At 58.1% G+C, this 21,508-nt stretch carries 18 protein-coding genes; 9 read left to right on the top strand and 9 right to left on the bottom strand.

The window, feature by feature from the left end:
* Together clpS and clpA are read left to right on the top strand one after the other, a co-directional pair.
* Positions 1 to 228: ATP-dependent Clp protease adapter ClpS (gene clpS / locus C0039_RS18205; RefSeq protein WP_101518888.1), on the top strand; the 228-nt coding region annotated here is incomplete at its 5' end.
* A gap of 17 nt (positions 229 to 245) precedes the next feature.
* Positions 246 to 2,528, top strand: coding sequence for an ATP-dependent Clp protease ATP-binding subunit ClpA (gene clpA / locus C0039_RS18200; protein ID WP_101518887.1), 2,283 nt, complete (start codon positions 246 to 248; stop codon positions 2,526 to 2,528).
* Between the two features lie 41 nt (positions 2,529 to 2,569).
* Here clpA and C0039_RS18195 read toward each other — a convergent pair whose 3' ends face one another.
* Genes C0039_RS18195 through C0039_RS18180 form a run of 4 tightly spaced genes read right to left on the bottom strand, consistent with a single transcriptional unit; the run spans position 2,570 to position 8,188 of the window.
* On the bottom strand, positions 2,570 to 2,893 hold the full coding sequence (locus C0039_RS18195; RefSeq protein ID WP_101518886.1) for a DUF3240 family protein: 324 nt from the start codon (positions 2,891 to 2,893) through the stop codon (positions 2,570 to 2,572).
* On the bottom strand, positions 2,890 to 5,952 hold the full coding sequence (locus tag C0039_RS18190) for an efflux RND transporter permease subunit (RefSeq protein WP_101518885.1): 3,063 nt from the start codon (positions 5,950 to 5,952) through the stop codon (positions 2,890 to 2,892). Before C0039_RS18190 ends, C0039_RS18195 begins: the two co-directional genes overlap by 4 nt.
* Before the next feature lie 2 nt (positions 5,953 to 5,954).
* Positions 5,955 to 6,974, bottom strand: a complete 1,020-nt coding sequence (locus C0039_RS18185; protein WP_101518884.1) for an efflux RND transporter periplasmic adaptor subunit — start codon at positions 6,972 to 6,974, stop codon at positions 5,955 to 5,957.
* Complete coding sequence (locus tag C0039_RS18180) at positions 6,971 to 8,188, bottom strand: hypothetical protein (protein ID WP_101518883.1); 1,218 nt, start codon at positions 8,186 to 8,188, stop codon at positions 6,971 to 6,973. The genes C0039_RS18185 and C0039_RS18180 overlap by 4 nt, the downstream gene beginning before the upstream one ends.
* A 109-nt stretch (positions 8,189 to 8,297) precedes the next feature.
* Here C0039_RS18180 and C0039_RS18175 point away from each other — a divergent pair, with 109 nt between their 5' ends.
* Entirely contained in the window at positions 8,298 to 8,837 is a 540-nt protein-coding gene (locus tag C0039_RS18175; protein WP_076001398.1) for a helix-turn-helix transcriptional regulator, read from the top strand.
* On the opposite strand, the gene infA is transcribed toward C0039_RS18175, so the two are convergent.
* The 4 genes from infA to trxB form a co-directional block, all read right to left on the bottom strand.
* Positions 8,834 to 9,052 carry a translation initiation factor IF-1 gene (gene infA / locus C0039_RS18170; protein ID WP_027948202.1) on the bottom strand — a complete coding sequence of 73 codons (219 nt, stop codon included), beginning with the start codon at positions 9,050 to 9,052 and terminating at the stop codon, positions 8,834 to 8,836. The genes C0039_RS18175 and infA overlap by 4 nt on opposite strands.
* Before the next feature lie 105 nt (positions 9,053 to 9,157).
* Positions 9,158 to 9,868: an arginyltransferase gene (locus C0039_RS18165; protein WP_101518882.1), complete on the bottom strand. Its 711-nt coding sequence runs from the start codon at positions 9,866 to 9,868 to the stop codon at positions 9,158 to 9,160.
* A complete protein-coding gene (aat, locus tag C0039_RS18160) occupies positions 9,865 to 10,578 on the bottom strand; it encodes a leucyl/phenylalanyl-tRNA--protein transferase (protein ID WP_101518881.1) in 714 nt (237 codons plus the stop codon). The genes C0039_RS18165 and aat overlap by 4 nt, the downstream gene beginning before the upstream one ends.
* Before the next feature lie 14 nt (positions 10,579 to 10,592).
* On the bottom strand, positions 10,593 to 11,540 hold the full coding sequence (gene trxB, locus C0039_RS18155) for a thioredoxin-disulfide reductase (protein WP_101518880.1): 948 nt from the start codon (positions 11,538 to 11,540) through the stop codon (positions 10,593 to 10,595).
* 263 nt (positions 11,541 to 11,803) lie between these two features.
* Between trxB and C0039_RS18150 the strand changes: the two genes are divergently transcribed.
* Genes C0039_RS18150 through cysG form a run of 6 tightly spaced genes read left to right on the top strand, consistent with a single transcriptional unit; the run spans position 11,804 to position 19,147 of the window.
* Positions 11,804 to 14,089 carry a DNA translocase FtsK gene (locus C0039_RS18150; RefSeq protein ID WP_076001394.1) on the top strand — a complete coding sequence of 762 codons (2,286 nt, stop codon included), beginning with the start codon at positions 11,804 to 11,806 and terminating at the stop codon, positions 14,087 to 14,089.
* Positions 14,090 to 14,096: 7 nt separating this feature from the next.
* Positions 14,097 to 14,723 (top strand): outer membrane lipoprotein periplasmic chaperone LolA, encoded by a 627-nt coding sequence (lolA, locus tag C0039_RS18145; protein WP_165787182.1) that lies wholly within the window; start codon positions 14,097 to 14,099, stop codon positions 14,721 to 14,723.
* Positions 14,713 to 16,026 (top strand): replication-associated recombination protein A, encoded by a 1,314-nt coding sequence (locus C0039_RS18140; protein WP_101518878.1) that lies wholly within the window; start codon positions 14,713 to 14,715, stop codon positions 16,024 to 16,026. Before lolA ends, C0039_RS18140 begins: the two co-directional genes overlap by 11 nt.
* A gap of 17 nt (positions 16,027 to 16,043) precedes the next feature.
* Positions 16,044 to 16,418 (top strand): fluoride efflux transporter CrcB, encoded by a 375-nt coding sequence (gene crcB / locus C0039_RS18135; RefSeq protein WP_076001392.1) that lies wholly within the window; start codon positions 16,044 to 16,046, stop codon positions 16,416 to 16,418.
* Positions 16,419 to 16,465: 47 nt separating this feature from the next.
* Positions 16,466 to 17,764: a serine--tRNA ligase gene (gene serS, locus C0039_RS18130; RefSeq protein ID WP_076001391.1), complete on the top strand. Its 1,299-nt coding sequence runs from the start codon at positions 16,466 to 16,468 to the stop codon at positions 17,762 to 17,764.
* A complete protein-coding gene (cysG, locus tag C0039_RS18125) occupies positions 17,765 to 19,147 on the top strand; it encodes a siroheme synthase CysG (protein ID WP_101518877.1) in 1,383 nt (460 codons plus the stop codon).
* Positions 19,148 to 19,188: 41 nt separating this feature from the next.
* On the opposite strand, the gene C0039_RS18120 is transcribed toward cysG, so the two are convergent.
* Positions 19,189 to 21,315 (bottom strand): carboxy terminal-processing peptidase, encoded by a 2,127-nt coding sequence (locus tag C0039_RS18120; protein ID WP_243391660.1) that lies wholly within the window; start codon positions 21,313 to 21,315, stop codon positions 19,189 to 19,191.
* Positions 21,316 to 21,508 lie beyond the last annotated feature (193 nt).

The following is a 21,508-nucleotide window of genomic DNA, read 5'->3' as shown; positions in this document are numbered from 1 at the left end:
AACGATGACTACACACCGATGGAGTTTGTCGTGGAGGTCCTGGAGACGTTCTTCCGCATGAATCGCGAGCAGGCTACTCACGTGATGTTGACGGTTCATACCCAGGGTAAGGGTGTATGTGGGATCTTCACCCGTGATATCGCCGAGACCAAAGCGGCGCAGGTAAACCAGTACGCCAGGGATTGCGAGCACCCCCTGCTGTGTGAAATCGAGGCATCAGAGGGCTGAGGCCCAGGAGTTAGAGTATGCTGAGCAAGGATTTGGAACAGTCGTTGAATGATGCTTTTCGAAGCGCGCGCGCCAAACGCCACGAATTCATGACGGTGGAGCATCTGCTGCTCGCCTTACTGGACAACAATGACGCGATACGCGTGTTGAAAGCCTGTGGCGCGGATATAGGTGGTCTGCGCGGTGACCTGGTGGAGTTTGTCGACGCCACGACCCCGTTGATTGCCGAGGATGACGAAGACCGCGACACACAGCCCACCCTGGGTTTTCAGCGTGTACTGCAGCGTGCAGTTTTTCATGTGCAGTCCTCAGGGAAAAGTGAAGTGACGGGCGCCAACGTGCTGGTGGCGATATTCAGTGAGTCGGAAAGCCAGGCCGTGTTCTTCCTGAAAACGCAGAACATCGCTCGTCTGGATGTGGTGAATTACATCACCCACGGCATCTCCAAGGTGGGTGGAGAGAATGAGCTGGGCGGCGAGGTACCCCCGTCACTCGAAAATGACAGCGCCGGTGCCGAGGAGGGGGAGAGCAATCCCCTGGACAGCTACGCGACCAACCTGAATCGGGAAGCGGAGGCGGGACATATCGACCCGCTGATCGGACGTGGGCCGGAGGTAGAACGGGTGGCCCAGATTCTCGCTCGCCGACGCAAGAACAACCCGCTGCTGGTAGGCGAATCCGGCGTGGGCAAAACTGCCATCGTCGAGGGTTTGGCGAAGAAGATTGTCGACGGCGATGTGCCCGAAATGCTGCAGGACGCAGTGGTCTACTCCCTGGACCTGGGCGCACTGCTTGCGGGCACCAAATACCGGGGCGACTTCGAGAAGCGCTTCAAAGGTCTTTTGGCTGAGTTAAAGAAACGTGATCACGCCATTCTGTTCATCGATGAGGTACATACGATTATCGGTGCGGGTGCTGCCTCCGGCGGGGTAATGGATGCCAGCAACCTGCTCAAGCCATTGCTCAGCTCAGGCAAACTGCGCTGCGTGGGTTCTACGACTTTCCAGGAATACCGCGGAATTTTCGACAAGGATAAAGCCCTCAGTCGCCGTTTCCAGAAAGTGGATGTGCTTGAGCCCAGCCCCGAGGACGCCTACAAGATTCTCAAGGGGCTGAAGTCACGCTTCGAAGAGCATCACGGCCTGCGCTACACAGACAAAGCGTTGAAAGTCGCCACGGATCTCTCGGCGAGATACATAACGGATCGTTTCCTCCCCGACAAGGCCATCGATGTGATTGATGAGGCCGGTGCGTTTCAACAGTTGCAGCCGCCCTCCAAGCGCAAGAAGGTCGTTGGTGTCGGCGACATAGAGTCGGTGATCTCCAAGATTGCGCGTATACCCCCGAAAACGGTCAGTTCCGACGACAAGGGCGTGTTGCAGAAGCTGGAGCAGAATCTGCAGATGGTGGTATTTGGCCAGGACAAGGCGATCTCCAGTCTTTCCACATCGATCAAGCTGGCGCGAGCTGGTCTCAAGTCCGGCGACAAGCCTATCGGTTCCTTCCTGTTGGCGGGCCCCACTGGCGTGGGCAAGACGGAGGTCACACGGCAGCTGGCCATGCAGTTGGGTTTGGAATTGATCCGCTTTGATATGTCCGAATACATGGAACGGCATACGGTGTCGCGGCTCATTGGCGCGCCCCCTGGATATGTGGGCTTTGACCAGGGTGGACTGCTCACCGATGCTGTCACCAAGCACCCCCATGCTGTCGTGCTCCTGGATGAGATCGAAAAAGCACACCCTGAAGTGTTCAACCTGCTGCTGCAGGTCATGGATCACGGCACCTTGACCGACAATAACGGTCGTCAGGCGGATTTCCGCAACGTCATCCTGGTGATGACCACCAACGCAGGGGCCGAAAACATCAGCCGCCGCACGATTGGCTTCACCACGCAGGATCACAGCACCGACGGTATGGAAGCGATCAACCGCATGTTCACGCCTGAATTCCGCAATCGACTTGATGCGATCGTGCAGTTCGAGCCGCTGGGCGAAGACGTTATCCTCACCGTGGTGGACAAGTTCCTCACCGAGCTACAAGGCCAGTTGGACGAAAAACGCGTCACGCTGGACGTGGACGAGGACGCCAGGCTCTGGCTGGTGGAGAAAGGGTATGACCGCCATATGGGCGCCCGACCGATGGAGCGTGTCATTCAGGAGCACATCAAGAAGCCCCTGGCGGAAATGGTCCTGTTCGGTGATTTGGCCCGATCGGGCGGCACCGCCAAAGTGCGTCTCAATGCGGCGGAGGACAGGCTCGACGTTGTCGTGGAAGAGGCCGAGGGCGCGCTGGCCTAGCGCCGGTTTTCCGGGGCTCCGAAAGGCGTCAGGGCCGCGGGTTAAGGTACCTCCTGTGCCGCGCCCAGCGTGCCGCTGGCACTCAGGGGCGTGACCCAGTAGCGCAGGTGACTTGCCCTCGCGGTTTCTTCAAGGGAGCGTAACAGGGCCACCTGTTGCTCAACTCGATGCACGACTTCGGCCCGCCACATCTGCCGGTAACCCGCTACCTGTTCCTTCACGTCATACTGGCTGTGTTGGCGGCTATAGCCGTCTATGCGGCTCAAACTGAACCCCGATAACGCCTCCATCGCGATCAGGCTGTCCACGATATCATCCTTGATTTCATCTGAGAATATAACGGTAAGTAACTGTTCTTCAATCATTTGTTCTTCTCCAGCCAGCGGTATGCGAGGGGCAGCAGGAAAAGGGTTGTCACGGTTGAAGTGACCAGGCCACCAATCACCACGATTGCCAGCGGGCGCTGGACCTCGGCTCCCGGGCCGCTGGCGAACACCAGTGGCAACAGGCCGAACATGGCCGTGGTGGCGGTCATCAGGATGGGCCTCAGTCGTTTAACGGCGCCTTCAAGTACCCGCGTAGAGCAATCCATGATGACGCTGCGGCTCTGCTCGAAGTGGCTCACCATGACCACGGCATTGAGCACCGCGATGCCCAGCAGGGCGATAAAGCCAACGGACGCCGGAACGGAGAGGTATTCCCCGCTGATAAACAGCGCCACTACACCGCCCATCAGGGCGAAGGGGATATTGCCCAGAATCAGCCCCGCCATCTTCATTGAACCGAAGGTTGTAAACAGAATAACCAGGATAAGCAACAGGGCGACCGGCACGACCATCATCAGGTTGTTGGTGGCTCTTCTCTGGTTCTCGAACTCGCCTCCAAAATCCACGTAATAGCCTGTCGGCAAGGCAATCTGCTCAGCTATGGCGCTGGCCAGTTCCTCTACGAAGCCGACAATGTCGCGGCCGCTGACGTTACTGGTCACCACGCCAAAGCGGTTGCCGCGCTCCCGTTCAATGAGCAGTGGGCCCTCGCGGAAGCTGATATCGGCTATGGCTTGCAACGGTGCCAGCGTCCCATCGGGCATCACCACTAATTGTTGCTGCAGTGCAGCGATGCTGGAGGAGGGGTCATTCACACTGCCACGGCTCGCAATCACCAACGGAAAACGCTTTTTTCCATCGATGATTTCAGAAACCATCACGCCCTCCAACTGCGCTTTGACATAACGTCCCAGTGACTCAACGGACATGCCGTGGCGATCAGCCAGCTCCTGCCGGAGTTGCAGGTCGAGAAATCGACCACCCTCGACAACGGCACTTTGCACATCCACTGCACCCTCTATGGCGCGGGTCAGGTGCTGTATTTGATCTATCAGGCCGGCGAGGGTGGCAATGTCGTTGCCAAACACTTTGATCGCCAGGTCTCCGCTGGAGCCCGTCAGCATTTCTGACACACGCATTTCAATCGGCTGGGTGAAACCGAAGTTGATACCGGGAAACTGCAGTAACACTTCACGGATCGCGCCTATTAGCTGTTCCTTGTCATCAAAGCGCCAGGTGTGTCTGGGATTGAGCTCCATGAAAATATCCGTTTCATTGAGTCCCATGGGATCCAGGCCAATTTCGTCAGAGCCGGTGCGGGCCACGATTTGCCTAATCTCCGGGACCCGGGAAAGCAGCGCTAACTCGACCTGCTTGTCGAGCCTGGTTGAAGCCTGCAGGGAGATACTCGGCGACTTCTCCAACTGGACGATCAGGTCTCCCTCATCCAGTGGCGGCATGAATGTTTTGCCAATAAAGCCAAACAGTAGCGCACTTACCGTCAGCAGAACGGCCAGCACAGACAGGAGCACTCCCGGGGCGTCCAGCACGCGCTTCAGGCTCAGCCGATAAGCGCGTTGCAAGGCCAGGATATGCCCGGGCATTTTGCTGGCGTTACCGGTGAGTAACAGCGAGGCCAGTACGGGGATGACCGTCAGTGAGAGCGCCAGCGCAGAAACCATGGCGAATACGATGGTCATGGCAACGGGGGTGAACAGCTTGCCTTCCAGCCCGATCAGCGTCAGTAGCGGAGAGAATACGATCAGGACTATCAGTGTTCCCGACACCACGGGGACGGCCACGTCTTTGGCGGCACGATAGACCAGGTGCAGTCGCGGCAGGCCCGGTTTCTCAGCAAGGCGCGTGGCGATGTTTTCTACTACCACCACGGAAGAGTCCACGATCATACCGATGGCGATAACCAGGCCGCCCAGGCTCATGAGGTTGGCGGAAAGTCCATACTGCTCCATGAGGAGAAAGGTGGCAAGCGCCGCCAGGGGTAACGATAGCGATACCACCAGCGAGGCCCTGAAGTCACCCAGAAAGATTGCAAGCAGTGCAATGACGATGAGTACCGCCTGCAGCAGCGCAGTGGACAGTGTGTCTACCGCGGTATTGATCAGCACCGCGCGGTCGTAAAACACATTCAGCTCGGTGCCCGGCGGCAGCGCGGGCTCCAGCTCCGCCAGTTTTGCTTTCACCGCGCCGACCACCTGCGCTGTGTTGCTGTCCTTCAGCGCGATTACCAGTGCCTCGGTGGTCTCCTTTCCGTCCCGGGTAACAGAACCGTAACGGCTGAGGTGGCCGATGCTTACTGTAGCGATATCGTCCAACCGATATACCTGGTGGTCGGCGCTGCTGACAACCAGGTCGCGTATCTGTTGCAGCGACGTTAGTCGCCCCGAAGCGCGCGCGATCAAGACATCGTTACCCTGCACGATTCTGCCTGTTCCCGCATTGAGGTTGTTGCGCACCAGCGTGTTCTGCAGTGTCTCGAAGCTGATGCCCAGTTCAGCCATGGCAGCCGGGTGAGGCGTGATCTGGTAAGTCTTGGCGTAGCCACCCAGCACGTTCACATCGGCAACGCCGGGAACGGCACGCAGTGCCGGACGCACCTCCCAGTCAAGCAGTTCACGGCGTTCCAGCAGTGAGAGCTGCGGGTTTTCCAGGGTGAACATGAACATTTCTGAGAGTGGTGTGCTCATCGGTGCTATGCCACCACTGATGTCCTCGGGCAACGCGTCCCAGATACTGGTCAGGCGCTCGTTGACCTGCTGGCGGGCCCAGTAGATGTCCGTGCCATCAGTGAAGTCCAGCGTTATGTCGGATATGGCGTATTTGGTGGTGGAGCGCAGCATCTGCTGCTGCGGTATGCCCAGCAGTTCCGTTTCGATAGGCTGGGTCACCTGCTGCTCGATTTCTTCGGCTGTCATACCCGGGGCCTTCAGGATGACCTTGACCTGGGTGGGCGATATATCCGGAAAGGCATCGATGGGGATCTGCAGCCAGGCACGTATGCCCAGCGCGCACAACACGGCGGTCAGCATCAGCACAAACAGGCGCTGCGTCAGAGAAAAGCGGATGATGGCCTCCAGCATGGCTACTCGCCTCCCAGCCCCATGAGGATGCCCTGTACTGCACTTACCGAAGTGCTGAGTACCCGCTGCCCGTCAAGACTGACGTTGCTGCTGACGATATAGTGGTCGTCTGCCGTGGTCAGTAATTCTACCGTCACCGGCGTCAGGCTGCCGGCCTGGCGGATCAGCACAGCTGTCTCACCCTGCCATTGCATTATTGCTCTGCGGGGGATGCTGTAGCCCGTTGCGGCCATCACCGGTGTGACCATCAGTCGCTCGCCGGGAAGGCGCCGACAACTGGCACTGAGTACCTCGCTCCAGGCCTCTACGAAATACTCGTGGGCAATGCCGCTCACCATTGCAACGGGAACTTCACAGTCGCCAAACGCCAGCGCGGCCACTGTTTCACGCTGCGCCAGGGGCACAGCCACCTGTAGTCGCAGTGCCTGTATTGGAATAATCAGCGCCAGTTCAGTGCCCGCCGCCATCCCGGGTTGCGGCTGTCGGTAGTCAAGCAGGCCGGGGGCCGGCGACGTCAACCACATGCTGTCTTCTTCCCCTGCCGGTTCCAGCAGTTGATGAAAGTGACGCATATGCTCGAATTCGAGTTGCAGCGCGTAGTAGGCTTCGCTGATTTCTACCCAGCGGCTTTCGTCGATAGCTTTACGTGCATAGAGTGTGCGATTGCTGTTGAAGCGCCGCTCGGCGATATCCAGCCGGTCTGCGAGCATCTGGAAAGCGGTATTAAAATGATGTATTTCAGGGCCGCTGAGCAATGCAATCCTGTCGCCTTTCTCGACCTCTGTGCCGGGTGGGTGTTGGTAGGTAGTCTGACGAACCCGCACCGGCACAACCAGGCTGAGCGCCTCTCCGGGGCGAAAGCCGACTCGCGCTGCCATGGGTCTGCCAGGATAGCTGTCGACAGCCAACGCTGTTGCGTAGGTCAACTGCAGCGCACCAAGGTCTTCAAGGCTGATGGATTGCGCCTTCACGCCGACCCCAAGTAGTAGGGATATGAGGGTCAACACCTGTGCGTGTTTCAAAGTGGTATACCTGCTGCTTGCCGTCTCATGGCGCGATTCTGGCCAATGAGCAATTGATTGATAGCCGACTCGGCTTGTTTATCGAGGTCGCCCAGTACCCGGCGCACCCAGACTTCGCGTGCGAGTTCGTTCTCTGCAGCGAGCAGGCGAGTCTCGCCCAGCAGTTCATGACTGGCGCTAGCGGCTTCCTGCAGCAGGGTTTGTCGCTGTTGCAGGTAGCGTGATTCGGCGACCAACTCCTGCCAGTTACGTGCGAGCTGTAGCTGCAACTCATCACGTTCCTGCCAGTATCGGCGGTTACTCTCGCGCCACTCGCTGTTACTGGACTCGCCTGCGGTTGCCAGCACCGACAGGGGTATCTCTATAGCCACGCCGTACTGGTTCTCCTCAAAGGCAGGATTGTCGAGCTGCTTGGCCTGCAGGGCCAGGTTCCAGTTGCCGGCCCTGGTGCTTGTTGCGGCGATCAGTAGTCGCTGCCGCTGCCAGCCCAGAGTGAGCATCTCCAGGGCCGGGTGTGTCTGCCAGGCCTCGCCGGTGGGTGATTCCGGCTCGGCGATGTCACGCGGCAGATTGCCCATGCCGGTCAGTTCTCGGTAGCGTTGCCGCCAGCGCCGCAATTCCAGTTCCTGCTCAGCCAGTAACAACCGGGCGTCGGCGAGTTCCTGGCGCAGCAGTAACAGGCTGTAGCGATTGCTCGCCCGGGCCTCAAACAGGGCCTGCTGCCGGCGGTAAAGCCTGTCGAGTTCCTCGATCTTGTCCGCCGTATAGCGAACCCGGGTGCTGGCGATCCGTTCTGACCAGAGCGTCTCGCGCAACATCCCGGAGAAGTAGAGCGAGCGGCGCCTTGTCTCTGCCCCGGCGAGCGCCTCCCCAAGCTGCCGCAGGGCTTTGTCCTGCTCTGCAAGATAGGGCGATTTCATCGGCAGGTTCAGGCTCAGTTCGGTTTCATCGGTACCCTGTGTTTCATCGCTGCGCAGATAACTCACCGCTACCGAGGGGAGGGCGGCCAGCCAGGTTGAGGTGCGAAACGGTGCTGCGTCCGATGCGTTACGCTGCTTGCCAGGCTGCCTGCCAGCAGTGGCCTCCAGCAGGTCGGACAAGCTGACGTCTGTCGCATATTTTCCCTGTTCCGCCGCCACGCCCGTCACTGACAGAGTCAGTGCCAGTGCAGCAGTCCATATGGCAGCTGGCCAGCTTTGGGTATGTGGTTTCATTGCCCGCAGTATAGCCACAAGCCGGTCGCGAGACATCCGGCAAGTGTCGCGGAGGGGGCTGTGGTACACTTGTCCGACATCTTTTTAAGTCCCTGTTTATCATAGAAAAATGAAGAATTATCTGATTGCGGCCGTGCTCGGTGTGATTATGGCGCTCAATGCCCTGGATGTGATGGTAGATATCACCCTGGGTGTGCCGCAGTGGCACATCATTCAGGAAAGCATGATCGTGGTGGTATCCGGGATCGGTTGTGTTTACCTGCTCTGGGAGATGCGCCGTAGCAGCCTCGAGATGAGGGCGCTGGCCCATAGCCTGAGCAGCACAGACCAGCAGCTACAGGAAATTACCGAAGACATGCGGCGGGCACGCAGCCGTTTCAGTGAAACCATACATCAGCAATTTTTGGACTGGGGGCTGACGCTTAGCGAACAGCAAGTCGCTATGCTGTTACTCAAGGGCTTGAGCTTCAGGGAGATCGCTGTGGTGCGAGACACCCGGGAAAAGACAGTGCGCCAGCAGGCTTCTTCCATTTACGCCAAGTCCAGCCTGGACGGGCGCCATACCTTTGCGGCGTGGTTTCTGGAGGATTTTCTCAGTGCGGACCCGGCGTATCAGGCATCACCGGGGAATGCAGGTACCGCTGTCTAGCGCTCGCGGTAGGTAATACGGCCTTTGGTCAGGTCGTAGGGCGTCAGTTCAACACGAACCTTATCGCCGGTGAGAATACGAATGTAGTTTTTGCGCATTTTCCCTGAGATATGCGCAGTCACAACGTGCCCATTTTCCAGTTGTACGCGAAAGGTAGTGTTGGGCAGGGTGTCAATCACCTCACCCTCCATCTCAATTTGGTCTTCCTTTGCCATGTAGTGGCATTCCTCAATAAAAATCAGCGCGCATTTTGCCTTAAACGCATGGCCGTTGCTACTTTATTTAACGGTAATACTGGGCGTGCGGGTGGGGTGGTGCGGTCAGGTCAATATAGACCAGCGACCGTTGATGTAGATTTCCAGTGGGCGGTATTCGGACTTGTAAGCCATCTTGCGGCAACCCTTGATCCAGTACCCGAGGTAAAGATACTCCAGACCCAGTTCCCTGGCCTTTTCAACTTGCCACAGAATGGCATAGCGCCCCAGGCTGCGCTTGTCAGCCGCCGGGTCAAAGAATGTATAGATCGCAGACAGGCCGTCAAGCAGCTCATCCACTACCGATACGGCCGTGAGCCTGCCCTGGTCATAGAAGCGAAAATAGCGCGTGCACTCCCATGCATTATCGAGAAAAGAGAGATACTGCTCGCGGTCGGGAGGGTACATGTCGCCGTCGTGATGGCGTTGTTCGATATAGCGGCGATACAGCTCAAAGGAGGCCTCGTCGCGGATGTCGGCGGTCAATTCTACTTCCAGGTCTGCGTTACGCGCACTGTTGCGTCGCTGGGTGCGGTTGGGAGAGAAAGCGTCAACCCGGATGCGAGCGGGAATACAGGCCTCGCAGCCTTCGCAGTGGGGGCGATACAGGTGATTGCCGCTGCGCCTGAAACCGAGGACGGAGAGGTTGCTGTACAACGACTGATCGACTTCCTGCCGGGGATCGACAAAGAGGGTGGTTGCTTCCCGGTTTTCCAGGTAGCTGCAGCTGTGGGGGTAGGTCGTGTAGACCTTCAGGTCCCGCAGTGAAGAAGTCACAGAAGTTCTCCGCAAGTCGCAGGCAGGTGCCATATGCCCGGGTCATGGGCAATATCTACAGTTTGGGCAAGGAGCTCCTCGAAGTCCAGTCTGCTGATGTTAATGGCCCCAAGTGAGTTCAAATGCTCGCTTTCCACCTGGCAATCCACAAGGCGAAAACCACCCCGCGACAGAATATCGATCAATCCCACCAACGCAACCTTGGATGCGTCGGTCTCTGCGCTGAACATGGACTCGCCGAAGAATGCCCGACCCAGGGCAATACCGTAGAGCCCACCCACCAGTTCGTTCTGCTGGTTGAGCACCTCAATCGAGTGAGCATGACCGATGTGGTGAAGGTCGCAGTAGGCAGCCAGCATGTCGTCTCCTATCCAGGTGCCCAGACCGTCGCCCCGCAGTTGTGCGCAGCGGCGCATTACCACTTCAAAGTGTTGGTCGACAGAGAGTTTGAAGGCATCTTTGCGCAAGGTTTTACGCAGCGAGCGGGAGATATGCAGGCGTTCGGGAAAAAGCACGGAGCGTGGATCCGGGGTCCACCAGAGGACCGGCTGGGGCTCTTCGTACCAGGGAAATATACCCCTGCGATAGGCGTCTGTCAGCCGGCTCGCAGAAAGCCCGCCACCCACCGCGAGCAGGCCGTTGGGATAGTCCAGTGCTTCACTGGTGGGCGGGAAGGCGTCGCTATGATGGAGTTGGGGCAGGGCGCGCACCAGACTCCGCTCGCTTACAGGTTGTCCAGGTACTTTTCAGCGTCCAGCGCCGCCATGCAGCCGAAGCCAGCCGAGGTTACCGCCTGGCGATAGATGTGGTCACCCACGTCACCTGCGGCGAACACGCCCGGCACGCTGGTGCTGGTGGCATTACCTTCGAGACCGCTCTTGATCACGATATAGCCATCTTTCATCTCTAGCTGTGATGCGAAGATATCGGTGTTCGGCTTGTGGCCTATGGCGATGAAAACGCCGGCCAGGTCAATGTCGGTGGTGCTGTCATCTTTCACTGACTTGACGCGCATGCCGGTCACGCCGCTGTCGTCACCAAGGACTTCATCCAGGACGTGATCCCACATTATCGTCACCTTGCCTTCTTTCTCTCGCTGGAACAGCCTGTCCTGCAGGACTTTTTCCGAGCGCAGGGCGTCACGACGGTGAACAACCACAACGTGTTCGGCGATATTGGCGAGGTACAAGGCTTCTTCGACTGCGGTATTGCCGCCGCCGATGACCGCGACCTTCTTACCCCGGTAAAAAAAGCCGTCGCAGGTTGCGCAGGCACTGACGCCCTTGCCCATAAACGCCTCTTCAGAGGGCAGGCCAAGATACTGTGCGGAAGCACCGGTAGCGATGATCATTGCGTCGCAGGTGTACGACGCTGTGCCTTTAAGCGTCATGGGCCGGGCGTTGAGGTCAACTTCATCGATGTGGTCGAAAACGACCTCGGTACCGAAACGTTCAACATGAACCTGCATATCCTGCATCAACTCCGGACCTTGCAGCTCTGCGTGACCACCGGGCCAGTTCTCCACTTCAGTCGTGGTAGTGAGTTGCCCACCCTGTTGCATACCGGTTATCACCACCGGGTTCAGGTTGGCGCGAGCGGCATAAACGGCCGCAGTGTAGCCCGCTGGGCCGCTGCCAAGGATGATCAGGGGGATGTGGCGTGCTTCGCTCATCAGTTGTGGTTCCTTCTAGTCTGTGGGTGGTTCGCGTGGCAAACTGCACCCTTAAATCAAGGCCGACTATGGTACTGTAAACAACGAATTCCGGCAAAGGCTAGTATGTTTCTAATAAACACGTATAAGTCTTTGAATTTTTTACAAAATAAGGTGACAATTGCTCCTTGCTATAAACGCTGTAGTGGCGTTCTATAGTGCGGATGTAATAGCGGGGAAGGACCACAACAGCCGTGCCAGACACGACAAACACTGAATCAATTATGGGGTCACGACTCCGCGAGGGCGCCTTTATCGGGGTCAGCGCCGTCTGCCTCTATCTTTTATTGGCACTGATCACCTACAGTTCACAGGACCCGGGCTGGTCCGCCAGCGGTGGCGGCGGCCGTATTGCCAATCTCGGTGGTCCCACCGGTGCCTGGCTGGCAGATGTCTTTTTTTCCCTGGTGGGTTACGCCGCCTACCTGTTCCCTGTGATGCTGGCCTATCGAGCCCTGATTATCCTGCTGGAACGGAATGAGGGGAATGGCCTTGACTGGCTCACCTTTGGTATCCGTTCCCTGGGCCTGGTGCTGGTCATGATCGCTGGCACTGCTCTGGCGGCGATGAACGACAGTGGAAGTTCACCACTGCCCCAGGGAGCCGGCGGCATTCTCGGTCAGTCCATAGGTGGCTCGTTTACCGCCGCCTTCAGTGCGGTGGGCAGTCGTCTCATCCTGTTGTCCGTATTCCTCTTCGGCATGACTATCTTTACCGATCTCAGCTGGTTGAAATTGATGGACCGCCTTGGGCAATGGGCCATCAACGCCTACGAGCAGTCCAGGACGTGGGCGCAGAAGACCTTCGATGAATTCCGTGACAAGCGTGAAAGAGACAGGGCGGTTGAAGCGCGCAAGGTGGTGATAGAGGAGCACGTGGAGAAAGAGAAAAAGCGCAAGCCGCCGAAGATAAAGCCGCTCAAGCCGAAAGCGGAGAAGTCCGAGCGTATTGAAAAGGAAAAACAGCAGCCGCTGTTCGATGTACCGGTCACCGGTGCGATGCCGCCACTGGAACTGCTGGACGCCGAGGTAAAGGACCCGAGCAAGGGGTATTCACGGGAAGCGCTGGAGGCGCTGTCCAAGTTGCTGGAGCTGAAGTTGGCCGACTTTGGCGTCACCGCCGAGGTCGTAGCGGTCTACCCTGGCCCCGTTATTACCCGCTTCGAGATCCAACCCGCCGCCGGGGTCAAGGTTTCACGCATCTCCAACCTGGCGAAGGACCTTGCGCGTTCGCTGGCGGTGATCTCTGTGCGCGTGGTGGAAGTGATTCCGGGCAAGTCGGTAGTGGGTATCGAAATTCCCAACGAGGACAGGGAAGTCGTTAATTTCCGCGAGGTCCTCGCCTCCAAGGCATTCGACCAGTCCAAGTCGCCTCTCACGCTGGCGCTGGGACATGATATTTCAGGGCAGCCTATCGTGGCTGACCTGGGCAAGATGCCGCATTTGCTGGTCGCAGGCACCACGGGCTCGGGTAAATCGGTGGGCGTCAACGCCATGTTGCTCAGTCTACTGTACAAGTCTGGCCCGGACGACGTGCGGCTGATTCTGGTAGACCCCAAAATGCTGGAGCTTTCTGTCTATGACGGTATTCCGCATTTGTTGACGCCGGTTATCACCGATATGAAGGACGCAGCCAACGGCCTGCGCTGGTGCGTGGCGGAGATGGAGCGGCGTTACAAGCTGATGGCGGCAATGGGTGTCCGTAACCTGGCGGGCTATAACCGCAAGATTCTCGATGCCATCAAGGCCGGTACACCCATCGCCGATCCATTGTGGACGCCGGACCCCATCTTTGCGGAGACCGATGAAGAGCAAACCGCGCCGACGCTGGAGAAGCTGCCATCCATTGTTGTGGTGATCGATGAATTCGCCGACATGATGATGATTGTGGGTAAGAAGGTGGAAGAGCTGATCGCCCGCATCGCGCAAAAGGCCAGGGCGGCCGGCATCCACCTTATACTGGCGACCCAGCGTCCTTCAGTGGATGTGATTACCGGGCTGATCAAGGCCAACGTGCCAACGCGTATCGCCTTCCAGGTGTCTTCGAAGGTGGACTCGCGCACTATTCTCGACCAGGGTGGTGCTGAACAGCTGCTGGGTCACGGCGATATGCTTTACCTGCCACCGGGATCAGGCGTGCCCAACCGGGTTCATGGCGCATTCTGTTCCGACGAGGAAGTACACAGGGTTGTTGCGGACTGGAAAAAACGCGGTCAGCCTCTTTATATCGACGGCCTTCTCGATGAGGGCGGGCAGACGCCGGTCACCGCCGGGGAACTTAAGGCGAGTTCGTCGGACGAAGATGATGAAAGTGATGCGTTGTACGATGAGGCAGTGCACTACGTCTGCAAGAGTCGTCGTGCCTCCATCTCCAGCGTGCAACGCAAGCTGCGCATCGGGTACAACCGCGCCGCACGCCTCATCGAAGCGATGGAAGCCGCGGGTGTGGTAACCGAGATGGGCACCAATGGCCAGCGTGAAGTGCTGGCTCCTCCACCAGTGGAAGACTGACAGCAACATGATCAAGACACTTTTTACGCTTGCCGCCCTGGGCCTGGGCCTGGTCATAGCGCCTGTTCATGCCGACCAGAGCGCTACAGATCAGCTGTCTGGGCAGCTGCAGACGCTGCAGCAGCTACAGGGTCGCTTTTCACAAACCCAGTACGCAGAGCAATCAGAACAGGCCGTATCGACAAGCACCGGCCGCTTCAGGCTGCTGAAGCCAAGTTACTTCGCCTGGGAGATTGAAACTCCCGACAGCCAGTTGATTATCGCCGATGGCGAATACCTCTGGCACCACGATCGTGACCTGGAGACCGTGACTCGCCGACCTGTGGCCGGCACAGATGACATGTCACCGCTGCAGGTGCTCGCCGGGGACTCGTCGCTGCTGGGTGAGAAGTTTGAAGTGAGTGTTACCGGCAAAGGCCGTTTCCGACTCGAGCCTACTGCCGGGAACCCGGGTTTTAAGGAGCTTACGCTCATATTTGCCGCAGACCAGATCGGCGGTATGGAAATCCTCGACAATCTCAACCAACGCCTGTTCATAGAGTTCAGTGAGGTTGACGACCAGTCATCGCAGGCACCTGCTGATTTTCGTTTTGTGCCACCCGAGGATGCAGACCTGTTCTATCATGAGCAGTGACCTGTTTGGCGCAGCGAGCGCCGGCTACGAACCTCTGGCCGCGCGCCTGCGCCCCACCAGCCTGAGCCATTACGCCGGCCAGTCGCACATATTGGCGCCCGGCAAGCCGCTATACGAGGCGATTGCGCGGCACCAGTTGCATTCAATGATTTTCTGGGGTCCGCCGGGTGTGGGTAAGACCACATTGGCGCGCATCGCCGCCGAGGCGGCGGACGCTCATTTCCTGCAGCTGTCGGCCGTGCTCTCCGGCGTCAAGGAAATACGTGACGCTGTCGCCCAGGCCCGGCAACACAAGGCCAGCGGGCGCGATACCGTGCTCTTCGTTGACGAGGTCCATCGTTTCAACAAGTCACAGCAGGACGCATTCCTGCCCTATGTCGAAGACGGCACCGTGATTTTTATTGGTGCCACCACCGAGAACCCCTCGTTTGAATTGAATAACGCGCTATTGTCCCGTTCCCGTGTCTACAAGCTGCGGGCGCTGGAAGGCCCTGAGTTGCAGGGTGTTCTGGAGCGCGGTTTAGCGGAACTGGGCGCGGGGGTATCTGCCAGTGATGCCTGTTTGAGCTTGATCGCTTCCCAGGCGGATGGTGACGCACGCCGCGCGCTCAACCTGCTGGAGCTTGCTGCTGACCTGGCCAGGGACGGCAACATTACCGAGCAAACACTGGACGAAGTGCTGCAGGCATCGCTGCGGCGCTTTGATAAAGGTGGGGATCTTTTTTACGACCATATCAGTGCCCTGCACAAGGCGGTTCGCGGCAGCTCGCCAGATGCCGCCCTGTACTGGTTCTGCCGCATGCTCGACGGCGGCTGTGATCCCCTGTATGTAGTGAGGCGGGTTGTGCGCATGGCCAGCGAGGATATTGGCAACGCCGACCCCCGTGCGTTGACCCTGTGCCTCGATGCGTGGCAGGTACAGGAGCGTCTGGGAAGCCCGGAAGGGGAGTTGGCCATAGCCCAGGCAATCGTCTACCTGGCCTGTGCCCCCAAGAGCAACGCGGTCTACATGGCCTACAAGGCGGCCAGCGCAGAGGTGGCTGCCGGGGAAAGCCTGGAAGTGCCCCTGCACCTGCGCAATGCGCCCACCCGGCTGATGAAAGAGATGGAATATGGCGCAGAGTATCGTTACGCCCATGACGAGGAAGGTGGTTACGCTGCCGGCGAGAACTATTTCCCGGAAGAGCTGAAGGATCAACGCTACTATGAGCCGGTGGACAGGGGACTGGAAAAGAAAATCTCAGAGAAACTGCAGTACCTGCGCGAACGCGACAAAAGCAGTACAATACGCCGCTACGACTGAACCACCTCTTCACGACTATGAAATACCTGCTGTTCATTGCCCTGGGCGGCGCCTGCGGCGCTGTCTCGCGCTACCTGCTTTCCGGTTGGGCCCACGTCCTGTGGGAAGGAAAGTGGCCTGTTGGGACATTGCTGGTGAACATGCTGGGCTCGTTGCTGATAGGCGTGGTGTTTGTACTGATTGAAAAGCAGGTCGTGCACCCCGACTGGCGTGGCGTGCTCATGGTCGGCTTCCTTGGCGCCTTTACCACGTTCTCCACATTCTCACTGGAGACCATCACCTTGCTGGAAGAGGGACATGTGGTCCACGCGGTCGGCTACATGGTAACCAGCGCGCTAGCCTGCGTGTTGATGGCAGGCATTTCTATTTACCTTACCCGCGCACTGGTCTAGGGCCGGGCTAATGACTTCGATATAACGAATACAGGATTGATTGAGACATGTTGGACATCAAGGCCGTCAGGCAGGATCCCGATGCAATAGCGCAGGCACTGGCCAAGCGCGGTTACTCATTTGATGTGGCGCAGTTCACCGCGCTGGATGCACGCCGCAAGCAGGCTGACGTAGAAAGCCAGGCTTTATTGGCTGAGCGCAAGTCAGCGTCCAAACAGATCGGCGCGCTGATCGGTCAGGGCATGAGCGTTGATGATGCCAAGGCACAGGTCAACGAAACGCTGGAAAAAATTGCGGCGCAATTAGAGGAGCGCACGGCGCAGGCCCGGACTGTTCAGGCTGAACTGGAAGAGCTGCTGTTGTCTATGCCCAATGTTCCAGCCGAAGAGGTGCCTGAGGGTCTCTCTGAAGAAGACAACCAGGAAGTCTCGCGCTGGGGCGATCCGGCGGCGTTTGATTTTGAGGTCAAAGATCACGTTGCGCTGGGCGAGGCGCTTGGAGAGATGGACTTTGAAACAGCCGGCAAGATCACTGGTTCACGATTCAACGTGATGTACGGTGACCTGGCTCGCCTGCATCGCGCATTGATCCAGTTCATGCTCAATTTGCACACTACGGAGCACGGCTACCGCGAGATATATGTGCCTTATATTGTCAACCGCGACTCGCTGCGCGGCACAGGGCAGCTGCCCAAGTTTGAGGAAGACCTGTTCAAGCTTGAGGGTGAAGAAGGCTACTACCTGATCCCCACTGCCGAAGTACCGGTCACCAATGTGGCGCGCGACCGCATCTTTGAAGATGCCGAGTTGGGTGAGGAGGGTGTGCGTTTCGCCTGTCATACACCCTGCTTTCGCAGTGAAGCCGGCAGTTACGGCAGGGACACACGCGGCATTATCCGCCAGCATCAGTTTGAGAAGGTAGAGCTGGTACAAATGGTGCGGCCTTCGCAGTCTGATGCGGCGCTGGAGGCGCTCACCGGTCATGCGGAAACTGTGCTGCAGCTGCTGGGGCTTGCGTATCGCAAGATTATTCTTTGTGGCGGCGATATCGGGTTTTCTGCGCGCAAGACTTACGACCTGGAAGTGTGGCTGCCCGCACAGGACACTTACCGGGAGATTTCCTCCTGCAGTAACTTCGGCGATTACCAGGCCAGGCGTATGCAGGCCAGGTGGCGCAATCCGCAAACCGGAAAGCCGGAGCTGCTGCATACACTCAATGGCTCCGGCCTGGCGGTCGGCCGGACGCTGGTGGCGATCATGGAGAACTACCAGCAGGCCGATGGCAGCATTGCAGTGCCCGAAGTGTTGCGCCAATACATGGGTGGTAGTGAGGCGATCGGGGGCTGAATGCAGTATCTGCCCGTCTGCCTGAAACTGCGCAATACCCCGGTCTTGCTGGTCGGAGCAGGTAGCATTGCCACGCGCAAGGCGAGGCTATTGCTGCGGGCCGGGTCAGATCTTACGGTTGTCGCCCCGGAGATCACCGATGAACTCAAACAACTGCTCGCCAGTCACGGTGGCACGTGGCAGCCGCAAGTGTACCGGGAAACAGACTTGCACGGGCGTTACCTGGTTATAGCGGCAACGCCCGACGCTGCCATCAATGCACAGGTTTCTGCCCAGGCGCAGTCCCTGAACATCCCGGTAAACGTGGTTGATGCACCAGAGCTGTGCACCTTTATCTTCCCTTCTATTGTCGATCGCGATCCCTTGATCGTCGCCATCAGTAGCAGTGGCACCAGTCCCGTTCTGGCGCGCCAACTGCGTCATCGCCTTGACGCAATGCTGCCCGCCGCCTATGGCCGTCTGGCGGAGTACGCCGGGGGGCTGCGAAGCCGAGTGAAGCGGGCTATCCCTGAAGAGGGTCCGCGTCGTTTGTTCTGGGAACGAATGTTGGGCGGTGCAGTTGGCGAGCAAGTACTGGCAGGACGCGAGGCGCGTGCCAACGAATTGCTGGATGAGATGCTAGAGGACACTGAGGGACTCAGCTGCGGCGAGGTCTACCTGGTTGGTGCCGGTCCGGGTGACCCGGACCTGATGACGTTCAAAGCAGCTCGCCTGTTACAGTCAGCTGACGTGGTGCTCTATGATCGCCTGGTCGCCAGGCCCATTCTGGAGATGGCGCGACGCGACGCGGATCGTATCTATGTGGGTAAGCGACGCGATGACCATGCGGTGCCCCAGGGGGAGATTAACCAGCTGCTGGTGGATCTGGCGCTCGAGGGCAAGCGGGTAGTGCGTCTCAAGGGCGGTGACCCTTTCGTATTTGGTCGCGGCGGTGAAGAAATCGAACTGCTTGCACGGCACAGGATACCGTTCCAGGTGGTGCCGGGGATTACCGCGGGTAATGCGGCGGCCTGTTACGCAGGGATTCCGCTGACCCACAGGGATCACGCCCAGTCTGTGCGTTTTGTCACCGGCCACCTGAAGGATGGCAGCACCAATCTGGACTGGTCGACGTTCCAGTCCGAGTCAGAGACGCTGGTGTTCTATATGGGGCTGATAGGCTTGCCGGTGATTTGTAAGCAGTTACAAGTGCATGGCCGTCGAGCAGATACACCCGTGGCATTGGTAGAGAGGGCTACGCTCAGCGAACAGCGCGTTATTACCGGCACGTTGGCGACCATGGCTGACATCGTGACGCGGGAACAGCCCAAAGCACCGACCCTGATTATCGTCGGTAATGTGGTGAGCTTGCATGAACAGCTATCATGGTTCGGTGAGCACTGAAACGCTCACCAGTCCTGCTTCTTGCGCCTAGGTGTGTTCTGCTATTCCTTTTTCGCTGCGTGTACAGCAAAGCGTTGCTGCTTTAGAACCAGGGCGTCGACCAGCACGTTGCCGGCTTCGGTGAGCAGCACATCGGGCGTATCTTCATCGGTCTGTGCAGCCGGGTCGTCCGCTTCTTCTGCCTCTACTTCAAGGTCGGCATCTTCGCTCTCTTCTTCATCCATATCCAATGATGTCAGCAGTTCCTCACCCTTGGCTTTGCGGCGCTTGTTCTCGATCTGCAGCGCTTTTTCTTTCTGGCTCTCGCGCAGGGCGAGCCGCATTTCCTCTTTCAGCGGCAGGCGTTCGACCTTGCGTGCATCGGCTGCGAGTGCGATCTGGTCCTCGAGGAATAAAAAGTCCGGGTTATTGTGGCTGCGTTCCTTGAAGAGCTCCGTTACGTGCGGCAATACGCTGCTGAGGTCATCATAGCGCCGGTGACGCACTGAATTGATCTGGTCCCAGTTGAGCGCATGATCCAGTGCGCTTTCGCCAATCTCTTCGGTATCGAACAGGGTAGGGAAGTTGACATCCGGCACGACACCGCGGTGCTGTGTACTGTCACCGGAGATGCGATAGAACTTGCTCTCGGTGATTTTTAACTGGCCCTCGGTGAGCGGTGTCAGCGTCTGCACGGTGCCTTTACCGAATGAGCGGTCACCCACGATGATGCCGCGCTCGTAGTCCTGGATGGCGCCGGCGAAAATCTCCGACGCCGAGGCACTGAGACGGTTGATCAGCACTACCAGGGGGCCCTCGTAGTAGTCGCTCTTGAGCCGCTTGCCGTCACGCCACACGCGACGAGATGAGTGCCTGATTTGAACGGTGGGGCCGTACTCGATAAACAAGCCGGTCAACTCGTTGGCTTCCTGCAGTGAACCGCCACCATTGTTGCGCAGGTCTATTACCAGGCCATCGACATTTTCTTCCTGCAGTTCAAGCAATAGCTTCTTAACATCCCGCGTGGTGCTTTTGTAGTCCTTGTCGCCGCGTCGCATGGCTTCGAAATCGATGTAGAAGGCAGGGATATCGATCACGCCCACTTTCAACGTCTGATCGCCGTTGGGGACTTCCAGTACGCGTTTCTGGGCGGACTGTTCCTCCAGTTTGACCTCGTTGCGCACAATTGCGAACCGCTTGCGTTCGTCTGTGGTCTTGGACTTGGCGGGAAGAACCTCAAGCACCACGGTAGAGCCTTTTTCACCGCGCACGAGTTGCACAACCTCATCCAGGCGCCAGCCGATGACATCGACCATTTCGCCGTCTTCACCCTGGCCTACAGCGACGATGCGGTCCGAGGGTTGCAAGTCTCCCTGCTTGTCTGCCGGTCCTTTGGGGACCAGGCGAACAACCTTGGTATATTCATCCTCCGCCTGCAGCACGGCGCCAATCCCCTCCAGGGAAAGGCTCATATTGATATTAAAATTTTCCGAACGGCGCGGTGAAAAATAGTTGGTGTGGGGGTCATATAGCTCGGTCAGCGCGTTGGCGTAAATCTGGAAGACATCCTGGTTGTTGTACTGATTCACCCGTTTTAACTGGTTGGTATAGCGGCGGGACAGGGTCTCGGGTATTTCTTCAGCTTCCTTTTCTGCCAGCTTCAGGCTCAATACCTGGTTTTTGAGGTGCTTGCGCCAGCGCTCGTCGAGCACGGACATGTCGGCAGCCCACTCACGATCATCGGTGCTCAGTTCATAATACTCATCCACGCTGAAGTCCATGGCTGCGATGGTCTCCGGGAGTGTCTCCATGACGGACTCCAGGCGGGTCTGCAGGCGCTCCTGAAAACGATTGAAGATGGTAAAGCCGGCACTGAGGTTTCCCTCCGGCAGTTGGTCGTCCATCACCGAACGGTACTGCTCGAATTCCTTGATGTCGGCGGCGGTGAAGAACATTTTGCTGCCGTCCAGGCTTTCGATGTAGGCATCGAGGTGCTGGGACGACAGCTTGTCATCGTAGGCCAGCTTGGAGTAGTGACGTTCCTCCAGTTGCTCAACCAGTTCTATCGCGGTGTCGCGCTGGCTTTCCGTGTATTCAATAACCGCTGCCGCAGGCACCGCGAAGGCGGAAAGTACCAGGCCCAGGGTTGCGCAGCGACCAAGCGTCTTCAAGAGGGGTAAAGTGCTCAAAATGTTATCTACCAATGTTATGCGAAGCAGTGACTAAGTGTACCGTTCCCCGTGGTCGGTTCAAGGCGGTCGGGGGCTTTTCATGAGATTCGGCGCGCGAGTAAAAGTTCACTTCTGCGTTTGACCGTGCAGTCGGCATGCAATGTCACCCTGGGCAATCCCTATAAAATAATAAAATAGTTAAAATACAGAT

Source organism: Pseudohalioglobus lutimaris, from assembly GCF_002866825.1.
GTDB classification, from domain to species: Bacteria; Pseudomonadota; Gammaproteobacteria; order Pseudomonadales; family Halieaceae; genus Halioglobus; species Halioglobus lutimaris.
This window is presented reverse-complemented; position numbering and strand designations above follow the sequence as displayed.

Excerpts from the sequence above, each read along its gene's own strand:
- clpA (WP_101518887.1), top strand. The coding sequence starts at position 246 with ATGCTGAGCAAGGATTTGGAACAGTCGTTGAATGATGCTTTTCGAAGC.
- C0039_RS18195 (WP_101518886.1), bottom strand. The coding sequence starts at position 2,893 with ATGATTGAAGAACAGTTACTTACCGTTATATTCTCAGATGAAATCAAG.
- C0039_RS18190 (WP_101518885.1), bottom strand. The coding sequence starts at position 5,952 with ATGCTGGAGGCCATCATCCGCTTTTCTCTGACGCAGCGCCTGTTTGTG.
- C0039_RS18180 (WP_101518883.1), bottom strand. The coding sequence starts at position 8,188 with ATGAAACCACATACCCAAAGCTGGCCAGCTGCCATATGGACTGCTGCA.
- C0039_RS18175 (WP_076001398.1), top strand. The coding sequence starts at position 8,298 with ATGAAGAATTATCTGATTGCGGCCGTGCTCGGTGTGATTATGGCGCTC.
- infA (WP_027948202.1), bottom strand. The coding sequence starts at position 9,052 with ATGGCAAAGGAAGACCAAATTGAGATGGAGGGTGAGGTGATTGACACC.
- trxB (WP_101518880.1), bottom strand. The coding sequence starts at position 11,540 with ATGAGCGAAGCACGCCACATCCCCCTGATCATCCTTGGCAGCGGCCCA.
- C0039_RS18150 (WP_076001394.1), top strand. The coding sequence starts at position 11,804 with ATGGGGTCACGACTCCGCGAGGGCGCCTTTATCGGGGTCAGCGCCGTC.
- lolA (WP_165787182.1), top strand. The coding sequence starts at position 14,097 with ATGATCAAGACACTTTTTACGCTTGCCGCCCTGGGCCTGGGCCTGGTC.
- C0039_RS18140 (WP_101518878.1), top strand. The coding sequence starts at position 14,713 with ATGAGCAGTGACCTGTTTGGCGCAGCGAGCGCCGGCTACGAACCTCTG.
- crcB (WP_076001392.1), top strand. The coding sequence starts at position 16,044 with ATGAAATACCTGCTGTTCATTGCCCTGGGCGGCGCCTGCGGCGCTGTC.
- serS (WP_076001391.1), top strand. The coding sequence starts at position 16,466 with ATGTTGGACATCAAGGCCGTCAGGCAGGATCCCGATGCAATAGCGCAG.
- cysG (WP_101518877.1), top strand. The coding sequence starts at position 17,765 with ATGCAGTATCTGCCCGTCTGCCTGAAACTGCGCAATACCCCGGTCTTG.